Consider the following 21,675-nt stretch of genomic DNA (forward strand, 5'->3'; position numbering starts at 1 on the left):
ATACTTAAACAGAATGTTGGGTACGATGTAAAACAACACACCCCATGCCTGTATCCTTTCGTCTACGGGATGGGGTGAGGTAAAAATCAAACGATCGTGGCTGCGATCTGCTATTGAAAGTTATCAGTCTTCACTTACTTCGTCGAGCGGCTTTCTTTTTTCGCCGCGCAATTGTTTGAAATGGCTGGGGGTGAGTCCGGTTACCTTTTTGAACTGACTGCTCAAATGCGCTACGCTGCTGTATCCCAGCTCGTAGGCGATTTGGGTGAGGCTCATCTCATCGTACACCAGCAATTCTTTTGCCCGCTCTATTTTCTGCAAAATGAAGAATTGCTCAATGGTAATTCCTTCCACTTCGGAGAACAGTTTGCTGAGCGAAGAGTAATCGCGGTGCAGGCTGCTGCTGAGGAATTCGGAGAGATTCATTTTCTCCAGCTGATCGGGTTCCTGCACCAGTTTGATGAGGGTGGTCTTCATGCTTTCGATGAGCTGCGAAGAGCGGTCTCCGATCAGTTCGAAACCGAACTCATTCAGTTTTTGTTCGATCTCGCCCACCTGTTGGGCAGACGGTTCATCTTTCAGTTCAACTTCTCCGAGTCGCATCACCATTACATTATGTCCTAGTTTTTCCAATTCCGTTTTCACTACCCATTTACACCTGTTACAAACCATGTTCTTTATGTGCAATAACATACTGAGGGATTTTAGAATTTCTGCCATTTCAGTCGCAGAGAGTTGCCGATCACACTCACAGAACTGAGTGCCATGGCGGCTCCGGCGATCATCGGGTTGAGCAGGAACCCGTTCACAGGATACAGTATACCCGCTGCCAGCGGAATACCGATAAGGTTGTAAATGAAAGCCCAGAACAGGTTCTGACGAATCGCTCTTACCGTGCTGCGGCTCAGTGCCAGCGCTTTCGGGATCTGCTGCAGGTCCGATGAGATCAGGCTCATGCCTGCGGTATCGATGGCGATATCCGATCCTTTACCCATGGCGATGCTGATATCAGCCTGTGCCAGCGCCTGCGAATCGTTGATGCCATCTCCTACCATCGCTACTACTTTGCCCTGCTCTTGCAGTGATTTCACAAAGTTGGCTTTGTCGGCAGGCAGGGCTTCGGCTTTGAAGTTCTGAATGCCTACCTGTGCTGCCACTGCTGCGGCGGTCTGCTGGTTATCGCCCGTGAACATATACACATCGATACCCATTTGCTTCAGTGCTTCCACTGCTTTTTTGGAACCGGCTTTCACTTCGTCGGCGATGGCCAGAATAGCCAGCACTTCGTTATCCTGCGCAAATACGATCACGGTTTTGGCTTCATTGCTCCACTGGTCGGCGGCTGATCTTAATTCGGCGGGGATGTTCATGTTATCTTCCTTCGCCATTTTGTAGCTGCCGGCCTTGTAGGTGATGTTGCCGTGCTGAGCCAGAATGCCCTTGCCTGTGATGCTTTCAAAAGAACTTAAAGTTACAGGAGTTGCATTCCTGTCTTTCAGATATTGTACTACAGCTGTTGCCAGCGGATGTTCGGATTGCTGCTCTGCAGAGAGCAGGATGTTCTCCAGTTCGGGCTGCATGGGTTTTGCTTCGGACTTCCAGATCATATCGGTTACCACTGGCTTTCCGGCTGTAATGGTACCGGTTTTATCGAGCACGATGGCATTCACTTTATGACCCAGTTCGAGGCTTTCTGCGTCGCGGATAAGGATGCCATGTTCAGCGCCCTTGCCCACTCCTACCATGATGGCGGTTGGCGTAGCCAGTCCTAACGCACAGGGACAAGCGATTACCAGTACAGTCACCAGTGCGAGCATTCCATGTGTTACAGCGTTCTCACCGCCTGCAATCACCCATACCGCAAAAGCTGCAATGGCAATCACAATTACGATGGGTACAAATATGCCTGCGATCTTATCTACCAGTTTCTGCACGGGCGCTTTGGAGCCCTGTGCTTCCTGCACCATTTTGATGATATTGGCCAGCATGGTCTCGCTGCCTACTTTCTGTGCTTTGAAACGGAAGCTGCCTTTCTGGTTGATGGTTCCCGTGAACACCTGCGCACCCGCTGTTTTATGAACAGCTACGGGCTCGCCGGAGATCATGGATTCATCCACATAAGATTCGCCTTCTTCCACTATTCCGTCTACCGGGATCTTTTCTCCTGATCTAACCAGGATAATGTCTCCGGGTTGCACCTGTGCTGCGGGCACTTCAACTGGTTCTCCGTTCTGAATAATCCAGACTGTTTTCGGCTGCATGCCGATCAGTTTTTTGATAGCAGCGCTGGTATTGCTCTTGGCTCTCTGCTCCAGCAACTTGCCGATCATGATGAATACGATCACTACTGCGCTGGCTTCGAAGTACACGTGAGCATGAAGTCCGCGGCTATGCCAGTAATGCGGATTCAGGGTGTTGAACACGCTGAACACGTAAGCGATACCGGTACTGAGCGCTACGAGGGTGTCCATATTGGCCTTGCCCATCTTCGCCTGCTTCCATGCGTTGATAAAAAAAGATCTTCCGAATACAAACAATACCGGAGTGGTGAGGGCCCACATGATGTAGTTGCCGTAGGGCATATCCATGAAGATCATGCCGATCACTGCCACCGGTATGGTGAGTAAAGCAGCTGCAAGCGTTTTCTTTTGCAGCTGCTTATATGATGATGCCTGGATAGCTTCCTGCTTTTCCGTGGCATTCTCTTCGTCGATGATCAGGTCGTACCCGATACTGCGGATCACCTGCTGCATGGCTGCTGTATCGATCTTTGCGGGATCGAACACCACTTTTACAGAGGATGATGCAAAATTTACTCCTGCCTCCTGAACGCCTTCCTGTGCTGCCAGCATCGACTCCACGCTTACTGCGCAGGCTGCGCAGCTCATGCCCGTTACGGGTAACACTTTGCTGATGGTTGATTGTGTTGCGGTTTCCATGATGATAAAATTGATACCACAAAATTATCACACATCGCCCCCGCGGCTGTTACACAATTACCGGAACTGTTTACACAATTGTGTGCTTAACGCTTCTTTTTCAGCGCATTGAGAAATACGTATTCGAAACTTACCTGCAAACGGTTATTGCTCATCCGGTACATATCGCTATGCCTGTTCAGCTCAAAGCGGTAACCGGCATTCAGCTTGGCCGTACTGTTGAAAATGAACTGGATGGCAGGGGCCAGATCGTAATAGAAATAGCGCCTGTCGAGACTCTTCTGACCTATCAATTCAGCATACAGGTTCACGTTAGTTTGTTTGTAACTGGTGTAATGAACCGGGAACAGCAGGTAGCCTGCACTGATGCTGTAATTGAATGCCTGCTCAGGCCATTTCTCAAACACAGGCTGATGATGAAAATCAGGATGCAGCAGTTTGCCCGGTGAAGAACGCTGGAATGTGTAGAGATACCCGAAGGTGCCCGACACGGCCAGTTTATCCCAGAGCTGCGTGAGTATCACACCACCCTGTACACCACTGTTGTCTCCATCGAGACTCAGCTCATCGAAAGCCATTTCGTTACGGCTGTAGGCTGCTTCTGCAAATGCCGCCATCCTGAAATGTTTATGCACTTCATCATTGGAAAAGAAACGGTACTTGGTGTAGAGCTTTGCACTTTCCCAACGCAGGTTCTTCGAATACATATCCGAGAGCGTGGTTGATCCGCGGAGCATCCATTCTTTACTCAGTCCCAGCATGGCTTCGGCCATATGGCGTTGCTCTATCCGATCTGTATGATCCGAACGGAGAAATTTGCCCGTATATTTTGTGCTGATGCTTTTTGCCGGCGGATTGGATGCCGGCTCCGAAAACACATACAATTCCTGTGCTGTGAGTGCATGACCTGTCATGAGCAATATTGCTCCGAATAAAATTCGCTTCATATCCCCTGTGTTAGATCGTTACGTGATAAACCCTGCTGTTGGCGGGCATTCCGTCCTTACCACAGCAGTCTGCGGTTTTGCCGGTTTGCACACAGCTCATTTTTGTGTGACCGCTGATTTTTTTGAACTCTTTGTTGCTCAGAAAATCTTTGTCGGCCAGCACGATGGTCTGTTCACCATTCAGGGTGCGGGGTTGAATATTCAGGAAATGATAGTTCTTTCCGCTGATCTGCACATGGGCATCGTTCTGCACTTTCACGTTATCGAATTGCCCGGTTACACTGAGTTTGGCTACAGAGAAACCTGCATCTTCCACGGCCTTCTTCACTTCGTCGAAGTTTACATCAGCGCCGTCTTTGAAGTTGATGAGAAAGGTAGAACTTTTGATGTCTACGTCGATGTCTTTAACGAAAGGCAATTGCTCCAGTGAGGTGTTGATAGCCTTGGTACACATGGCGCAGGTTAAACCTGCTGCCTGCAAACCGGCGCTTTTGAATTGCGCCATGCCCGTAAAAGCCAGCAGTGTGGCCACTGCCAGCATCAATAGCTTTTTCATAACAGAATAATTTAAACGATGGAATGATTAGTTCTTCTTCACTTCAGGCTGCGCTTCTTTATGGCAGGATGCTTTTGCATCGCCTTCCTTGCTGCAGCATGATTTTTCTTCTTTCTCATTTCCTGCGTTCAGATTCTTTCCGTCTTTTTTAGCGGCTGGTGTTTCGGGTTTGCGGTCGTACTTGCAGCACTCGTGCAGTTTGTCGTATGCTTCGTTATTGGCAGTGAAATCCTGCGTATCGTAGCCGGAGGCTGCTATTGATTGCTGAATCTTTTTGTTATCGGTGGATTTAGCATCGAAGCTTACTGCGAGCACTTTGGTTTCGGTATTCCAGTTAGCTGTGGTGGCGCCACCTGCGATAGCTGCTTTCTCGATGGTTTTCTTACACATGCCACAGTTGCCCCATACTTTGATGGTTTCTTTTTTGGCAGTTTGTGCGTTTACAGCGAAAGAGGCGAATAATACGAATACTGATAAGAAGATTGATTGTGCTTTCATGATAGAATCAATTAAATAATGAGTAATAAAAGTTGTTGCAAACAAAAAATGCGTGTTTGTACAAACTTGTATCAGACTCTGAAAACACAATTGCGGAGATAGACTGGTGTATCGTGCTGATCCGGTGGATCGTTACCGGAAGGACTTATCTGAACTGCTTTTGCCGGCGCTTCATCGATCCAGACGATTTCGTAGGGGAGGATGGCCACCGGCATCTGAAAATTATGGTCCGCTATGGGAACCAGCTGGTGTGCGTCGTCTACTTTCACCAGTTTGTATTCGGTATGACAGCAGCCTTCCCGCTGTTCCGTCATGCCGCAGAGGCCGCAGGCGTCATGGTCGTCGTAACCATATTCAACGCTGGCGAGTTTGCCCATACAGTAATGGATGTTCACTGTTATCCCGGAGGTAACAGTTACATACAAAACGGCTAATATGGCAATAACGGCCTTTTTCATTCCAAACAAAAATACCCGGAATTTTCTTAAAAAGAAACTCCGGGTATCAATTAGTTGATTTTTAACTTTTTGCCTAGTTGATAAAGCTCCAGAATATGCCTACCCTGATCTGTAAGCCGGGATAAGGATAGTTGAACGTGGGAATATTGTTATTGGTGAATGTTCCCGCAGGGAGCTTCAGTGCATTGAGGTTTTCAGCACGGATATAGGCCGTGAATGTGCGGATGCGGAAGTGAATGAAGGCGCTTATATCGGGCATCTTCAGTTTGATCTTCGCCGCATTCTGATAAGTATACTGGCCCATCAGCGGAGAATAGTTCTCTGCATTGTAGGCAGTGTAGTAACGGAACTCGACGCCCATGCTGGCAAGCAGGTTCTTGAATCCGAGATTGCCGTCGTAAGCAAACTGATTGCGTGTAGTAAACAATGGCATGTTAACCGGACCGTCACCTGCACGCTGCTGCAACACAATCCATGTTCTCCAGTTCCAGTGTTTGGCAACTTTGAATTGCTTCTCGGCTGTGATCTGAAGAATATTGAATGGCGTAGTTGCCTGATCGGGCTTGTACATTTCTTTGAAGTACGCCAGGTTGCTGATGAGGTAATAGTTTGCGCTCAGCTTCATTTTGAGGCTGGGTACTATGACAGAACCGAATATATTGGTGATGTTCTCTTTGTTGAATGCCGGTTGCGATGGCACACGGTTGAAGCCGCTGTAAAAATCGAATACGAAAGATGGAGTGCGGTTGGTATTCTGAAATCCCACCTGCAGGTAACCTACTTTTTTGCTGAGCAAGCGTTGCAGGCTCAGGTAAGCGGTGTAGTTGCCGGAGTTCATTCCGTTTACATAAAAATTACCGTTGGCTTCGATATCCCATTTCTTGTTCTTCGTTTGGTTGCGGTATTCGCCGTGCAGATAGAGGTTATTGTCTTTTATCCTCCCCCATTTCTGATCGCCATGCACCGACAGAAAGTCGAGGCTTTCGTAGGCCGCTCCCACTTTGATGAACTGATGCGGGTTTCTTGCATCGGGGAACTGGTAGATGGAGAAATCGTTGGTGAGCACTTTCCAGTAATCCTGCGTAAACCAGTTGCCGGTTTTCTTGTCTCCGGAGGCCGTATACTGGTTGAAGAAAATATTGTAAACGTTGCTGTAGTAGGCGCTGTCTGCCACGGCATCTCTGAAACGGTATTTGTAGGTATCGTATCTGATGGTGTGCTCGAGGCGGAGCCTTGGATAGAAAAGTTTTACTACCGATGTGTCGTTCACGATCATGGAGTCTTTCTGTCCTATGTCGTATTGCTGACGCATCATGTAAGTGCCGGTGGTAAGAAACGAGCCGGTTCCGATACTGGTGGTAAAGAAGTTGCGGCTGTTGGGCATATCCGGACCAAGATTAACGGGTATGGTTGAACGTTCCGAGAAGGCAGCGCTATCCAGATAGTTCACGTCGGTTTTGATACCACCGTTCTCTCCTGCCTGCATTTTGTTTCCCACGATAACGAAGAAGTTCTGGTATCGTTTGTTCTTGCTCTGGTACCAGCTGTGGAAGCGGTAGTTATTGTGATTGACAGCCTGGTTCTGGAAGAGTCCGGGTGAATTGATGAGCCGGTATTGAAAACCTGCATTCCAGTTGGGTCTGATATTCTGCGTATGCGTAAGCTGAATGAACTGTTCGGACCTTGCACCCAGCACGTAGTCTGCTTCGGAGAACGGGCGGGTGGTGGTGTAGAACTTTGTTTCTTCTGCGTTATAGAGATAATTATCCAGTGCGTGGAAACCGGCATCGAATCCGGGTTTCAGCCGGGGAGTGAAGATGAGGTTTCTTGCTGGCGTACCCAGGTTTCCGAGGTTCACCGAATGCCAGGGTGTGGGAAAACGTTCGTAGAAATCGGTGATGGAAGAATCGAAGCCGCGCAGCCTGCTGCTGTCGAGATACCTGAAACGGATGGTGAGTGAATCTTCGAGGCCGGTACGATGAATTACGGAATCTGCTTTGCCGCCTCCACCGCCGCCAAATCCGCCTTGTGCCCTGCGGAGTAATCCGCCCTGGGCTTCAGCCTGGTTAAACCATCCTGAAAGTATCAACAGTACTGCGATGAATAAATATCTCGTCTTCAAAATATTTCGCCCAGATTTACGGGGCATCAAATTAGTGATTAAAATAAGTTTCTCTGTTGCCGGGATCGTTAATTTATTTCAATTAACAGAAAGTTGGCGCGGCAACGGGTTAAGGCAGTTTGCCGATCAGCTCAGTAAAGAGCGTGGTAAGTTTGGGTTCTGCTGCAGCAGCGGCTTCCAGCACCTCTTCGTGCGTGATCACATTATCTTCTTCTCTTATACCTAAATCGGTGATCACACTCACAGCCACTACCTGCATACCGGTATGGATAGCCGCAATCACTTCCTGTACGGTGCTCATGCCTACGGCATCGCCGCCGAGGCGGTGGATCAGCAGGTATTCGGCACGGGTTTCGAAAGTGGGGCCGGTAACGCCGAAGTACACACCCTGCTGCAGTTTGATATTATTGGCAGCGGCGATCTCTTTCAGTTGTTTCACCAGACCTTTATTGTATGGCTCGCTCATATCGGGGAAGCGGGGGCCGAGTTCTTTTTCGTTTTTGCCGAGCAGCGGATTGATGATGGCGAAGCTGATATGATCGGTGATCACCATCAGGTCGCCCACTGCGAATGCGGGGTTCACGCCGCCGGCGGCATTGGAGATCAGCACCTGCTGAACGCCGAGGAACTTCATCAGACGGATGGGGAATACTACCTGTTCGGGCGTATATCCTTCATAAAAATGGAAGCGTCCGGCCATGGCCACCACTTTCTTTCCGTTCACTTCACCAAAAATTAATCTGCCATGATGGCCTTCCACGGTAGAAACGGGAAAATGGGGGATCTCTTCGTAAGGGATCTCCAGTTCGGCCTTGATATGGGTGGCAAAATTGCCCAAACCGCTGCCCAGAACGATGCCTACGGTGGGAGTTTGCGTATATCTGGCACGCAGCCAGGCGGTAGTTTCTTCCAGTTGCCGGATGATGTTATTCATAGATGCGCAAATATAGGTCACTATTCTACTCGTAACATTTGTGTGTTTTCCCTATTTTCGCCAAAAATTTCCCCGCATGAATCTCCATGAGTACCAGGCGAAAGAATTACTGAAAAAGTATAATGTACCTGTTCAGGAAGGAATTCCTGTCGACAGGGCAGATGCAGCTGAAGAAGCCTATAAAAATCTGAAAGTACAGTTCGGCAATAACTTCGCCGTGGTGAAAGCACAGATCCACGCCGGGGGCCGCGGTAAAGGCAAGATCCAGGGCACCGAACAACGCGGTGTAGCTGTAGGCAAGAGCGCTGAAGAGATCAAACAGATCGCCAGCAATATCCTCGGCGGAACCCTCGTGACTATCCAGACCGGACCTGCCGGTAAAACGGTGAACAAGGTGCTGGTAGCACAGGATGTATATTATCCTGGAGCCAACCCTGTAAAAGAATTCTATCTGTCTATTCTGCTCGACCGTACAAAAGGTCAGAACGTGATCATGTACAGCACCGAAGGTGGAATGGATATCGAAGAAGTTGCTCACAACACACCAGACAAGATCTTCAAAGAGTGGGTACACGCCAGTGGCGGACTGCTCCCCTTCCAGGCGCGCAAGATCGCTTTCAACCTCGGTTTGAAAGGCGAAGCTTTCAAGAACTGCGTTAAGTTTGTAACAAACCTGTACAATGCTTACGTAGGGCTCGACTGCAGCATGCTCGAGATCAACCCGCTGTTCAAAACTTCCGATGAGAAGATCATTGCAGTGGATTGCAAAATGAATCTGGACGACAACTCACTGATGCGTCATCCTGACCTGGAAGCACTTCGTGATATCAGCGAAGAAGATCCTACAGAAGTGGAAGCAGGAAAATACAACCTCAACTTCGTGAAACTCGATGGCAACGTAGGTTGCATGGTTAACGGAGCAGGATTGGCCATGGCCACTATGGACATGATCAAACTGAGTGGTGGTGAGCCTGCGAACTTCCTCGACGTAGGTGGTACCGCAAATGCAACAACCGTTGAAGCCGGTTTCCGCATCATTCTGAAAGACCCTAAAGTAAAAGCGATCCTCATCAACATCTTCGGTGGTATCGTTCGTTGCGACAGGGTTGCACAGGGTGTGATCGATGCGTACAAATCGATCGGCAATATCGAAGTGCCTATCATTGTACGTTTGCAGGGAACCAATGCAGAAGAAGCAAAGAAACTGATCGAAGAAAGCGGACTGAAAGTTCAGTCGGCCATTCTGCTCAGCGAAGCTGCTGCACTCGTTGGTAAAGCTGTGGCATAAGGCGCGAAAGCGACTATATACTTAAAAGGTCCGGAGCTGTAAAGCCCGGACCTTTTGCTTTGTGTCGAACACACGCGTTTCAGCCTATCTTCAGCCATTATTCAGCCTGTTTGCAGCGTTTTTAAAGGGGAAGCCAGCCAGTAATGAGCCATTACGGAGCCATTAATCTGCCCTTATTCAGTGTTTGCCCTCCCCTTTTTATGAGAGTATATGCGTTCTCCAATGCCTGATTCCCGCTGATAAGAAACCGGGCGCTCATCAGTTTTCCTGCCCGCTCATCTCCTGCTTCATATACCCAATCACTCCCTCCAGATATTTATGGGTTCTGGTGAGCAGCTGATCGTAATGCCTGCCTTTCATTTCAGTAGGTTTCTCTTCGAGTGGAAATTCCGGTGGGCCGCTTCCTCCTCCACCTTTGAGGTGTCTTATCGTATAGTAATATCCGTTATCTGAAGGTAATATCACATACTGCATGGCCACGCGTATGTACGAACCCCACATGCTGGTAGGAAGTTCTATATCCACATACCCATCTGCCACCTGGGCCTGCTTGCCACCTTTCTCTGCAGAATAAATGGTATCCCAGTGCACCAGCAATGGAAGCGTGAAGAATTTCTTTGCTCTGAGATTGAGAGAGTCTGTGCCGGCATCATCCTGAGTAACGAACTGAGCATACTCGAACAATCCGGCTGCATTGCGCGGACTCTGTGCCCAAACCGACAGCGCCGCGCAGCAGATGATGATCAGTAACAGTTGTTGTTTCATAACAATCGAATGAAGTGTGAACAATATCTGGCATAGTTTTCGTCAAGGCACAGCTATCTGATACTTCAATTAATTATTGTATGAACGACGGTGCATACGCTACACGCGTATTTTTTGGATTACTGCTGGTGAGTTACATTTTGCTATACGGTCTGCTGGTACTGGTGAGCTAACCTGCGTTGCTGAGTTCCTTTACTTCGTAGATGGGACTGAACAGATAGAGTTTTCCTGTTTTTACTTCGATGCACTGATATCGCTTGCGGAGTTTCTTTCCTTTCCGGAAGATCCTTCCTTCTCCGATATCGAATAACTGGCCTTCCTGCAACTGTTCTACCATCACTACTCCCTGCTGTCTGGGATCGTAGTTTTTAAGGATGCGCATCAGGTTTTCGTCGGCGCAGCTACTGGCGGGCAGATCGTGCATAGACTTTTGCAAAGCCTGCTCCACGTCGGCCGGGAACAGCTGCTTTCCCATGAAATCTTTCAGCAGCATAGCGTACAGGGCTTTCCATTCTTTACCGTGACTCTGAACACGGTTTCCATATTGAATAAATGTTACCAGGTGGGCAAGCTCATGAATGAGGGTAATGAGAAATGAAAATGGATTGAGATTGCCGTTTACACTGATACGATGGGTTTTATAGAGGGTGGCATGGCGGTAGTCGCCCAAAATGGACTTCCTTTCGCGGGTGATGGTTAAGTGAACCCTGTACTGTTGCAGGTATTCGAGCACCCTTGGTACCGCTGCCGGCGGAATGAATTGTTGCAGATACTCCAGCGGAGCTTCCTTCTTAGACATTCTTCTTTTGTTGCTTACTCAGTTTCATCAGTATGGCCACTTCTACAAAGGTGTAGAGGAAATAGAGGAACATACATCCAAATACAGCGCCTTTGCTAACGCCTTTTTTTACAGTTACAATATACACAAAAGCCGTGATGAGGCAGATCATCATTTTAAGAAACATGCCTCCGTAAATCATGCGCAGAAATACCTGCACATTGTTGTTGCGAAGCGACTTGTAGTACAGCAGAAAAGAAGCGAGGGTCGCAAAAAAGAGAATCACATTGCCTACGATCATTACGTTAACACTGATGCCCCAGCTTTCAAAAGTGCTGCGAAGGGTCAGCAGCAGCGCTGTGGAAATAACAAAAATAACAGTGATGGGCAAAAATGATCTGGAAACGGATGTTGGTTGCATACTACAAAGGTACAAAACAGAATCACAGCAGCACCACATCTCCGGTACTGCTGTGCAGTAATATTAAATGAAGTAGAAATTTATGCCTGGGCAGCCAGTTTCTCGGTCTTCTTGTCGGCCAGTCCGTTGGAGCTTACCGACATGGCAGGCTTCTCCGTTCCGGTCATATGACACTGGCCATTGAAATTGGCGCTGGGTTCGATCTGCAGTTTGGCTGCATGCAGGTTACCCTGAACCTGAGAGCCGCCTTTCAGCTGAAGCAGTTCTTTTACGCGGATGGTGCCGGTTACCCTTCCCATGATATCGGCCTGCTGACCATTGATATCTCCGGTTACGGCTCCGTTTGAACCGATCACTACCTTGGCTGTGCAATTTACATTGCCTTCGAGGTTGCCATCGATTCGGATATCACCTGAGCTGTTGATATCACCTTTCAGTGTAGTGCCGGCAGCGATAATGGTGGCGCCGGTTGCGGGGGTTGAGGGTTTTTGTTCCATTTGGTTTTCGGATTTGGATTTGCTATTGAACATACGATATCGGTTTTAATCGTCAATTGTTTCGGGTTTGGGAATATCGAGGGCTGTAGTATCACGGTTAACGGTTACGTTACCCTGTAAAACGTTTTTTACGTTCTCCAGGTATTTATCCTTGTACTGCATCGCATTTTCAAGCGAGTCGGTTCTCACCTTCAGCTCTCTCAGTTCGCGGGTTGCATTCACATCGCCATAACCCGGAATATACATCCGCAGGGGCGTGAACACAATCAGCGCTACTGTTAAACCTGTCAGCAGCACAAATATTGTGCTGAGTACAATATAAACGCTCAATCTTGATAATTTGAAAGTTACCACCTCTTCGTATGTATCATCGTTCATCACTACCAGGCGGTAGCGATTCTGCAAGCGCTTCAGGGTGGAATTGGCATCGAATTTGGCCATACACAGGATTTCTCTTGGCTTTAAAGGTAATAGTTTAGAATGAATTGACTGCTAACCCGTGAACAAAAAAAATTAGGCTTATCTTTAAGTAATTAATTAATTCTCTATTCGTTATTAAGGATTTAGTTTGCGTTATCAATGAAGGCATTATACCGGTTAACCATCATAATCAGCTGCTGCTGCTTCCTTCATCAGGAACTGGCCGCCCAGGCATGGTCTTTCAATCTGAAAAAACCTGCCAAATATGAGGACAAAAAACTTCCTTCCGAAAAAACGGAAGAAAAGAAATTTACCCTCTGGCGGAAGTTCACCCAAAACGGTGTAACCAAATTCAACTGGCATTTCAACGCCAAAGAAAGGCTGGCCCAGTTGCTCGAAAGAGCCAAGCTCGCACACCGCGACGATTACAACAAACTCCTCTCCTTCTATAATTACGACCTGGAAACAACTGCAGCGGATCAGGATTTAGACTCGGTTCTCTACAAAGCTAATGCCGGTATTCTCATTCACGACCTCAGAAACAGCTGGATCGATAATTTATATATGATTCTCGGTCAGGCTTTCTACTTCCAGAAGAATTTCGACACCGCCTATTTCACCTTTCAATACATCAACTACGCCTTCGCTCCCAAGGAGAAGGACGGATACGATATTCCCATCGGCAGCAACGCTTCCGAAGGAGGCAACGCATTTACCATCTCTACCAAAGAGAACCGCACCCTCGCTCAGAAAGTATGGAGCAGGGCGCCCAGCCGCAACGAGTCTTTCATCTGGCAGGTGCGCACACAGATTGCCAAAGACGAAATGCCCGAAGCTGCGGGGCTGATCGAAACGCTTCGCCATGATCCTTTCTTTCCTGCACGCCTTCATCCATCACTCGAAGAAGTGCATGCCCTCTATTTCTATCAGCAACAGATGTACGACAGTGCAGCGGTGCATCTCGAACTCGCGCTCGAAAATGCCGGCAACAGAGAAGAGAAAGCTCGCTGGGAATACCTCATTGCGCAGCTCTACGAAAGATCGGACAAACATGCGCAATCAGCCGACTTCTACAACCGTGTAGTGAACCATACACTCAATCCGGTACTGGAAGTGCATGCGCGCCTCAACAGCATCCGCCAGCAAAAAGGAGACGATAAAATAATCAATGAAAATATCGAAGCGCTGGTGAAAATGGCGCGCAGAGAACGCTACCGCAATTACCGCGACATCATTTATTTCACAGCCGCACAGATCGAACTGGAAAGAAGCAATTTCGATGGAGCCAAACAACTGCTGCTTATCGCTACCCGCTTCAAAAATCCGGAAACCGCCAGCGACGTCAATTCCAGAGCATGGATGCAGCTCGGCGATATTGCTTACGGCGAAAAGAAATATGCAGAAAGCAAGAACTTCTACGATAGTGTAACCATCCCCGACCTGCACCCGCTGGGTATCGAAGCATTCGCCAACCGAAGATCCAAACTGGCCACACTGGTAGATCAGGAGAACATCATTTCCAGACAAGACAGTCTGCAGAAACTCGCCGCTCTTCCCGAAGCAGAACGCAATGCTTTTGTAAAAAAACTGGCCCGCCAGCTCCGCAAGAAACAGGGATTGAAAGACGAGGAAGAGAACTTCGGTGCCGCTTCGCAGAACCAGGCGATCGGCCTCAATAAAGACAACAATGCACCTGCCCCGGATCTCTTTGGCAGCAGCAATGAAAAAGGTGAGTGGTACTTTTACAATTCATCGCTCAAATCGAAAGGATTCACTGCTTTCCGAAGCAGATGGGGCAACCGCAAAAACGTGGACAACTGGCGGAGAGCCGCTGCCATGCAGCAATCCGCGGGCAATGCCCCAGGCAACGACCCCAACAATACCGGCGATCTTTCCGCGAACAACGGAAATGCAGCTACCGACGAAAACTCAGCCATTTCTTTCGATGGCCTGATGAAAAATATCCCGCTCACAGAACCGCAATTGAAAGTCTCTCTCGACTCCATCGAAGCAGCGGAACTGAAACTGGGCATCCTGCTGCAGGAAGGTTTTGAAGATTACTACTCTGCTATCGATGTGCTGGAACATTTCCTCCAGCGCTTCCAATACAGCGAAAACAAAGCCGAAGCATTATATCATTTGTATTATTGCTACCTCAAAACAGGTCAGCAGCCCAAAGCCACTTCAATAGCGCAAACGCTGAAGCAGCAATATCCCGGCTCCGACTTTGAGAAGAAGCTCAGCCATCCCGATGGCGATCCTAAGAGCAATGCCGAGAAAGTAGCCGCCACTCGCAAGTACGAGAACATTTACAATCTCTTCATCGAAGGCAATTTCAACGAAGCGCTCACGCAGAAAAAAGCCGCCGACAGCATCTATGGAACCAATTACTGGACGCCCCAGCTGCTCTATATCGAAAGCGTTTATCATATCCATGCCCGTCAGGATGATACCGCCAAAGTTGTACTGGGACAGATCGTAAGTCTCTACAACGGTACGCCCATGGCTGCCAAAGCACAGACGCTGATAGATGTATTGGGAAGAAGAAAAGAAATTGAAGATTATCTCACCAACCTGAAAATCGAAAGACCGAAAGACGATAGTCTCGCACTGCCTTCCGACGAACTGGCTGTGGTGAAACCGGCGATCAAACCTGAGCCGCCGAAAGTTGAAGAACCAAAGAAAGAGGAAGAAGAGAAACCTATTGCAGATAAAGACTACTCATCCACTAAGATCAAAGGACAGAAAGAACCTGCGAAAGGAAAAGATACCATCTCCATCAAGCCAGGCGTAGCGCCAAGTACGGCCATACCCGGACTGGTGAAGAAAGAGCTTCCTTACATCAATCCGCTCGATACCCTGCATGTGAACTACGACGCAGAATCAGCAGGTAAAAAATCTTATGTGCTCGATCTGCACACCAAATATGCGGTAGCCATTGTGCTCACCAAAGTAGATCATGTGTATGTAACCGAAGCGCGCAACGCCTACAACCGTTACAACAAAGAGAAGTTCTACAATAAGCCGATCAGCATTTCCAATGAAGTAGTGAACGACACTGTGAAACTGGTAGTGATGCAAAGCTTCGAGAACGCAGCCGTTGCACTGGATTATCTGGATAAAGCCCGCAAAGCGGCACCGGTTGAAATCCCCTGGCTGCCAACCAGCAAATACAATTTCATTATCATCACCAATCCGAACCTGGAACTGCTGAGAGAGACCAAAGATGTGGAAGCCTACAGAAAATGGCTGGCTGAATCCTTCCCCGGACGATTCTAAAATACTCGCAAATCTGTCAGTTTACCCTTTCCGTAAACTGACAGATTTAAAGCATTAACAATATTTTACGCATTTTCGCGGATCGCCTTTGCACCTGAAACCGTTTGATATATCTTTCGGGTGCAATTTTTGCTTTGAAGTAGCAACCCTGATAGCAGATTAAAATGTTAATTTTCTTTATATGACCCGAGCAGTACGGATCTTTTGGCGCATCTTTTTATACGGAACACTGGCAGTGATACTGCTGCTGGTGCTGATCAATTTCGGAGTATTTGGTAAAATGCCTTCACTGGCCCAGCTGGAAAACCCATCCATTACGCTGGCTACCGAAGTATTTGCCGACGACGGTACTCCGATGGGAAAATATTTCCGGGACCGCGGCAACCGCAGCTACGTGAAATACGGAGACATCTCCAAACACGTGGTGGATGCACTGGTGGCCACAGAAGATGAACGCTTTTACGATCACTCCGGCATCGACGGCAGAAGCCTTTCGCGCGCCATTCTGAAACTGGGCCGCGACGGTGGTGGCAGTACCATCACACAGCAGCTGGCGCTGAATATGTTCGACAGCCGGGCTACCAATATCTTCCTCCGCATCATTCAGAAGATAAAGGAGAATATCATTGCCATCAAACTGGAGCGCAACTTCACCAAACAGGAGATACTGGCGCTCTATCTCAATACCGTTTCGTTCTCGGATAACGTTTACGGCATCCGCAATGCATCGCGCACATTCTTTTCAAAAGAACCGGATCGCCTCACCGTTCCCGAAGCAGCAGTACTGGTGGGCATGCAGAAAGCAACATCCACTTACAATCCACGCACCAACTACAAACTGGCATTCGACAGAAGAAATACGGTGATCGATCAGATGGTGCGCAACAACTATCTCAGCGCAGCATCTGCAAATGATATGAAGAAGGAACCCATCCGTCTCAACTACAATAAAATGGATGAGAACAATGGTATCGCTCCTTACTTCCTCGATGTGCTCCGTGGCGATCTCAAAGCATGGTGCAAAGAGAACAAGAAAGAGAACGGAGAACCTTATGATCTCTATGCAGATGGTCTCCGCATCTATACCACCATCAATCCACGCATGCAGCTCTATGCAGAAGAAGCGGTGGCCAAACACCTGCCTGTGCTGCAACGCGCACTCAGCCGCCAGCAGAACATCAAATCCGATGCTGTATGGAAAGGAAAGGAAAAAGTGCTGGAAGCAGCCATGAAAGCCAGCGACCGCTGGGATAACATGAAGAAGGAAGGCATGAGTGACGATGAAATCCGCAAGAGCTTCAACACCAAAGTGAGCATGAAAGTGTTTGCCTGGAATCCGAAACGTGAGAAAGATACAGTGATGTCGCCACTCGATTCTATCAAGTATCATCACGAAATGGTGCAGACTGCCTTTATGGTAACCGATCCTCAGAACGGACAGGTGAAAGCATGGGTAGGCGGTATCGATTTCAAGAACTACAAGTACGACCACGCCAATCTGAGAACCAAGCGTCAGGTGGGTTCATCTATCAAGCCCTACCTCTATGCGCTGGCAGTGGAAGAATACGGATTCACACCCGAAACACAGTGTGAAGCCACCCAGCAATATTTCCCTGGCTTCGGTTATGTGCCTGCAAAGAATCGTGGCAAAACCGGCACCCGCACCATGGCGAGCGGATTGGCCTGGTCTGTGAACGAAGTAGCGGCGTACATTATCAAGCAGACAACTGCTCAGCGTTTTGCGGAGTTTCTGAAGCAGATCAATATTCCAACGAAAGTAGATCCCTACCCCAGTATTGCACTGGGTTCCTGCGACCTGAGTTTGTTTGAAATGATGTGGGGTTACTCCATGTTCCCAACAGGCGGCTTCTCAGCAAAGCCCGTATACATCACCCGCATTGAAGACAAGAATGGACATATACTGGCCCGCTTCGATACCGATCGCAAAGAAGTGATCAGTCAGGCTACCGCCTACACCATGGCTCGCATGATGCAGGGCGTAACCGACTTCGGTACAGCAGCCGGCCTCCGTTCACGTTTAGGCGTAGCCGAAATGGGCGGTAAAACAGGTACCACCAACGATAACTCCGATGCATGGTTCATGGGGTATACGCCTCAGCTCCTCGCCGGTGTTTGGATTGGTTGCGACGATCGTTTCATCAGACTCGACAATGGATTGGGAGAAGGTGGACAGGCTGCACGTCCTATCTGGGAGTATTTCTTCCAGAAAGCATTTGCAGACAAAACACTGGGGCTCGACAGATCAGCCAAGTTTGTACAGCCGGAGAATATGAAAACCGAAAGCTTCTACGACTACTACAATATCATCGATAAAACACCACCTCCGGGTGCAGAAGGCGAGAATGTAGGAAGCGGCGGTGCAGATGATTTCCTCGGAACACCGGATACGCAGAACATCCCTACAGAATCGAAACAGGCGATGGAAGAGCAGAAGGTATTGCAGGAAGCCACTAACGCAAAGAATCAGGTGCCTGTAGAGAAGAAAGAAAATGCAACGCAGCCAAAGCAGGAAGAAAAGAAGAAGCCTGGATTCTTCAAACGCATCTTCGGAGGAAAGAAAGACAAAGAGTAAAATGATTCAGCATAAAAAGAGCGGCCCGGCAGATCTGCCGGGCCGCTCTTTTTTTTATCGGTCATACTCTTGAAAAGATGCACTTCTGCATTACTTCTTAGCTTTCTTCAGTTCTTCCATATCGCGCTTCAATTGTTCGATCACAGATAAAGTAACTTTTTCACTGGCTTTCATCTGCTCTATCTGTTTTTGTTGTTCGATGATGTAAAGCGTCATCTCTTCTACCTTCTTCAGCAACGTAACCTGTGTTTCGCCAACGTCAGCGCCATTCTTTTCAATTTCAGCAGCAGTGGGCACTTCAGGCAGGTGTTTGTTCTTTCTGATGAAGGCTTCCACTTCTTTCAGTGAAGGCAGTTTGTAGTCGTCAGCAAAAACATAGTCCGCCCATCCTGTAGCCGTGATCTTTACTTTTTTAGCATATACATCACCATTTACTGCCAGCATACCGCGGGGAGCTGCAGTACCGATAGTTACACTGCCATCAGCTTTGATGCGCATTTTCTCGGTGTTATTGGTAATGAAAGGAAGGTCGAAATTATCGGTAGTCCCGAAATTTTTTATGGCTCCTACAGTAGCGCCATCCAGCGTCCACGAATTGGCGCTGCCACCGATTCCGGCTGCATCGCGCCATGCGAGGTTGCCATTGACGTCGGATACGATCACTCGTGCAGGCGTGGTGTTCTCGGTGAGCGTTTCAAACTTGATGGTTCCTTTTACATGAAACATGGCTCCGGGAGATGAAGTTCCTACCCCTATCGCTCCATTAGGGTTCACTCTGAAGCGTTCTACGCCGGCAGTCCACAATGTTACCGGACCTCCGCACATTACCTGAGACAGGCTTGCGTCTGTACCCCATGAAAGTTTGGAACCCCCAGTTTTACTGAGCAGCAAATTTGCGTGAGTGGTATCACCATAAAGAATATTATTCACTGTGGCATTACCATTCACATGCAGTTGGGTTGCGGGGTTAATTGTATTGATACCTACTCTTCCCGTACTGGTAATGCGGATGGATTCCTGATCAACAGTCGCATTTTTAGAGAAGAAAGAAAGACCCCAGTTGTCGTTATTCGTAAAAACTGCTCCCATACCATAGAACTGGCCGGTTGTTCCATTAGTATAGAAGCCATATTTTTCACCATGGCCTATTTTGAATCCCTGATAACCGTTAATAAAAGCACCATAGACTCCGGCAAACCAAATTTTTCCCTGGGTTCCTGTACTTGTACCCCCAAGCCTAAAATATGATTGAGGATTGGTGTTACCGAAATAGGTTTCAAAACCCGCAGATGCTTTGATGGTAGTGTTATACCCGGCCTGATAGATCTCTGAATAATACATAGGATTACTCAAACGGATAAGGGTTGCATTACTGGTATCATGAATATGAAGGTCGGCAAGCGGAGTGGTAGTACCGATACCTACTTTACCGGTAGCTGGCCATGGATTGGTATTCTGAGCGATCAAACCTGCACATGGGATGGCGGATAAGGCGGCCATCACAAAAAATTGTTTCAACATTTCTGATTAGTTTAAGGAATTTAGGCGAATTGAGCAGCGTAATATAATTGTTCTCTATATTATCATCAATTTCATTTAGTAAGTGTGCAGTCTTTTTTCATTTTTGTGTGGGAAAATATTGCAGGATTTCATTCATACCACAAACCCTGCAGTTGATAGGTTCATTCCGGTAATGCATCACCATCAAAGAAGCAACATCCTCTCAAACCCGCTCCCATAGCCAATTTCATCGACTCTCCGGATCAGCCGTTCATTACAGCCTTTCATCCATTTATTATTGCATACGATCAAAATACTCCGCGTTCCACCAATGTATTTGGGTAAATTAGAATTCTAAAAACAGTACAACATGAGAAGGCCTTTACTTATCTGCTCTGCCCTGCTCTGGGCATCTGCTGCATTTTCACAACTCATCACCACTCCCGAAGGCGGCAACAAAAAAGCGATGGTTGGAGAACGCATCGGCATCACCGATGTTACCGTTCACTACGACCGTCCCGGTGTAAAAGGAAGAGACGGCGCCATTTACGGCAAACTGGTATACGAAGGTTTTGCCGATCTCGGTTTTGGTTCCAGCAAAGCTGCTCCCTGGCGCGCAGGTGCCAATGAAAATACCACCGTTGAATTCTCCACCGATGTGAAAGTAGAAGGCCAGCCGCTTCCCGCCGGCAAATACGGATTCTTCATTGCATATGGCCCCAACGAAAGCACTGTGATCTTCTCAAAAAACAGTACATCGTGGGGCAGTTTTTTCTATGATCCGAAAGAAGATGCACTTCGTGTAAAAATAAAACCAGTAGCCAATGACCACAGTGTGGAATGGCTGCAATATCAGTTCATCAATCAAACCGAAGCGGGCGCCACGCTTGAACTGGCATGGGAGAAACTGCGTTTCCCCCTCCGCATCGAAACAGATTTGGTGAACCTGCAGATTGCTTCCTTCAGAAATGAACTGCGTGGTGAGAGAAGTTACAATCCCGGATGGCAATCTTACAACCAGGCCGCCACTTATTGCCTCACCAACAATACCAATCTCGACGAAGGGCTTCGCTGGATCGATTACGCTCTCACCGGCATGTACGTGGGTGTAAAGAACTTCCCCAACCTCAGCGTGAAAGCACAGCTGCTGGAAAAACTCAATCGCGGTGAAGAAGCGAAAGCGATTATGAAAGATGCACTCTCTCTCGGCACTTCCGACGAACTGCATAACTATGCGAGATTGCTGGTGCAGGAAAAGAAACCGAAAGAAGCTTTCGATGTATTCAAATTGAATTACGATCGCAGTCCAAATACATTTACCACCAATGTTGGTCTGATGCGCGGCTACTCTGCGCTCGGCAATTACAAAAAAGCATTGGAGTATGCGAACAAAGCATTACCGCAGGCAACGGATAAAACCGTTCAGAAAAACATTGAATGGTACATCAAACTGCTCGGAGACGGTAAAGACATGAATTAAATTTCCATGAAATAGTCACCTGTTTCAAAACGGGATAGGATCTTTTGCAGAAAACCTGCGGGGATCTATCCCGTTTCCTTTTGTGAAAATGATCGTCTATTTTACAGACGTCATAAATGCAAATCCCGCTAAACCTTACCGCCACAGCATTTCAGCGGATGCAAAATCGCCACACTTTTAACATCCACTGTATCTGCATC

18 protein-coding genes are annotated in these 21,675 nt (G+C 48.0%); 4 read left to right on the forward strand and 14 right to left on the reverse strand.

What is annotated here, in order from left to right; all coding sequences use genetic code 11:
- Window positions 1-123: 123 nt before the first annotated feature.
- The 8 genes from HHL16_RS14810 to HHL16_RS14845 form a co-directional block, all read right to left on the reverse strand.
- A complete protein-coding gene (locus tag HHL16_RS14810; protein ID WP_169425964.1) occupies window positions 124-693 on the reverse strand; it encodes an AraC family transcriptional regulator in 570 nt (189 codons plus the stop codon).
- A gap of 11 nt (window positions 694-704) precedes the next feature.
- The gene (locus HHL16_RS14815; protein ID WP_206022428.1) at window positions 705-2,939 is read right to left on the reverse strand and encodes a heavy metal translocating P-type ATPase; all 2,235 of its coding nucleotides are present in this window, start codon (window positions 2,937-2,939) and stop codon (window positions 705-707) included.
- Window positions 2,940-3,025: 86 nt separating this feature from the next.
- Window positions 3,026-3,886, reverse strand: coding sequence for a hypothetical protein (locus HHL16_RS14820; protein WP_169425965.1), 861 nt, complete (start codon window positions 3,884-3,886; stop codon window positions 3,026-3,028).
- Between the two features lie 10 nt (window positions 3,887-3,896).
- On the reverse strand, window positions 3,897-4,442 hold the full coding sequence (locus tag HHL16_RS14825; protein ID WP_169425966.1) for a heavy metal-associated domain-containing protein: 546 nt from the start codon (window positions 4,440-4,442) through the stop codon (window positions 3,897-3,899).
- A 27-nt stretch (window positions 4,443-4,469) separates the two neighbouring features.
- Window positions 4,470-4,940 (reverse strand): cation transporter, encoded by a 471-nt coding sequence (locus HHL16_RS14830; RefSeq protein ID WP_206022430.1) that lies wholly within the window; start codon window positions 4,938-4,940, stop codon window positions 4,470-4,472.
- Between the two features lie 71 nt (window positions 4,941-5,011).
- Complete coding sequence (locus HHL16_RS14835; RefSeq protein ID WP_169425967.1) at window positions 5,012-5,398, reverse strand: hypothetical protein; 387 nt, start codon at window positions 5,396-5,398, stop codon at window positions 5,012-5,014.
- 73 nt (window positions 5,399-5,471) lie between these two features.
- Window positions 5,472-7,520, reverse strand: coding sequence for a putative porin (locus HHL16_RS14840; RefSeq protein WP_169425968.1), 2,049 nt, complete (start codon window positions 7,518-7,520; stop codon window positions 5,472-5,474).
- Between the two features lie 109 nt (window positions 7,521-7,629).
- Window positions 7,630-8,454, reverse strand: a complete 825-nt coding sequence (locus HHL16_RS14845) for a purine-nucleoside phosphorylase (protein ID WP_206022432.1) — start codon at window positions 8,452-8,454, stop codon at window positions 7,630-7,632.
- 76 nt (window positions 8,455-8,530) lie between these two features.
- Here HHL16_RS14845 and sucC point away from each other — a divergent pair, with 76 nt between their 5' ends.
- Window positions 8,531-9,742: an ADP-forming succinate--CoA ligase subunit beta gene (sucC, locus tag HHL16_RS14850; protein ID WP_169425969.1), complete on the forward strand. Its 1,212-nt coding sequence runs from the start codon at window positions 8,531-8,533 to the stop codon at window positions 9,740-9,742.
- 258 nt (window positions 9,743-10,000) lie between these two features.
- On the opposite strand, the gene HHL16_RS14855 is transcribed toward sucC, so the two are convergent.
- The 5 genes from HHL16_RS14855 to HHL16_RS14875 form a co-directional block, all read right to left on the reverse strand.
- Window positions 10,001-10,507: a hypothetical protein gene (locus HHL16_RS14855; protein ID WP_169425970.1), complete on the reverse strand. Its 507-nt coding sequence runs from the start codon at window positions 10,505-10,507 to the stop codon at window positions 10,001-10,003.
- A 169-nt stretch (window positions 10,508-10,676) separates the two neighbouring features.
- The gene (locus HHL16_RS14860) at window positions 10,677-11,306 is read right to left on the reverse strand and encodes a SprT-like domain-containing protein (protein ID WP_169425971.1); all 630 of its coding nucleotides are present in this window, start codon (window positions 11,304-11,306) and stop codon (window positions 10,677-10,679) included.
- On the reverse strand, window positions 11,299-11,706 hold the full coding sequence (locus HHL16_RS14865; protein ID WP_169425972.1) for a hypothetical protein: 408 nt from the start codon (window positions 11,704-11,706) through the stop codon (window positions 11,299-11,301). The genes HHL16_RS14860 and HHL16_RS14865 overlap by 8 nt, the downstream gene beginning before the upstream one ends.
- Before the next feature lie 80 nt (window positions 11,707-11,786).
- Entirely contained in the window at window positions 11,787-12,203 is a 417-nt protein-coding gene (locus HHL16_RS14870) for a polymer-forming cytoskeletal protein (protein WP_240966173.1), read from the reverse strand.
- 45 nt (window positions 12,204-12,248) lie between these two features.
- A complete protein-coding gene (locus HHL16_RS14875) occupies window positions 12,249-12,644 on the reverse strand; it encodes a hypothetical protein (protein WP_169425974.1) in 396 nt (131 codons plus the stop codon).
- Between the two features lie 138 nt (window positions 12,645-12,782).
- Here HHL16_RS14875 and HHL16_RS14880 point away from each other — a divergent pair, with 138 nt between their 5' ends.
- Window positions 12,783-15,902 (forward strand): hypothetical protein, encoded by a 3,120-nt coding sequence (locus HHL16_RS14880; RefSeq protein WP_169425975.1) that lies wholly within the window; start codon window positions 12,783-12,785, stop codon window positions 15,900-15,902.
- Between the two features lie 181 nt (window positions 15,903-16,083).
- Window positions 16,084-18,495 carry a transglycosylase domain-containing protein gene (locus HHL16_RS14885; RefSeq protein ID WP_169425976.1) on the forward strand — a complete coding sequence of 804 codons (2,412 nt, stop codon included), beginning with the start codon at window positions 16,084-16,086 and terminating at the stop codon, window positions 18,493-18,495.
- A gap of 90 nt (window positions 18,496-18,585) precedes the next feature.
- Here the strand turns inward: HHL16_RS14885 and HHL16_RS14890 are convergent, their stop codons facing one another.
- Window positions 18,586-20,016, reverse strand: coding sequence for a hypothetical protein (locus HHL16_RS14890; RefSeq protein ID WP_169425977.1), 1,431 nt, complete (start codon window positions 20,014-20,016; stop codon window positions 18,586-18,588).
- A 349-nt stretch (window positions 20,017-20,365) separates the two neighbouring features.
- Between HHL16_RS14890 and HHL16_RS14895 the strand changes: the two genes are divergently transcribed.
- Complete coding sequence (locus tag HHL16_RS14895; RefSeq protein ID WP_169425978.1) at window positions 20,366-21,475, forward strand: DUF2911 domain-containing protein; 1,110 nt, start codon at window positions 20,366-20,368, stop codon at window positions 21,473-21,475.
- Window positions 21,476-21,675 lie beyond the last annotated feature (200 nt).

This window comes from Pseudoflavitalea sp. G-6-1-2, from assembly GCF_012927185.1.
Lineage (GTDB): Bacteria > Bacteroidota > Bacteroidia > Chitinophagales > Chitinophagaceae > Pseudobacter.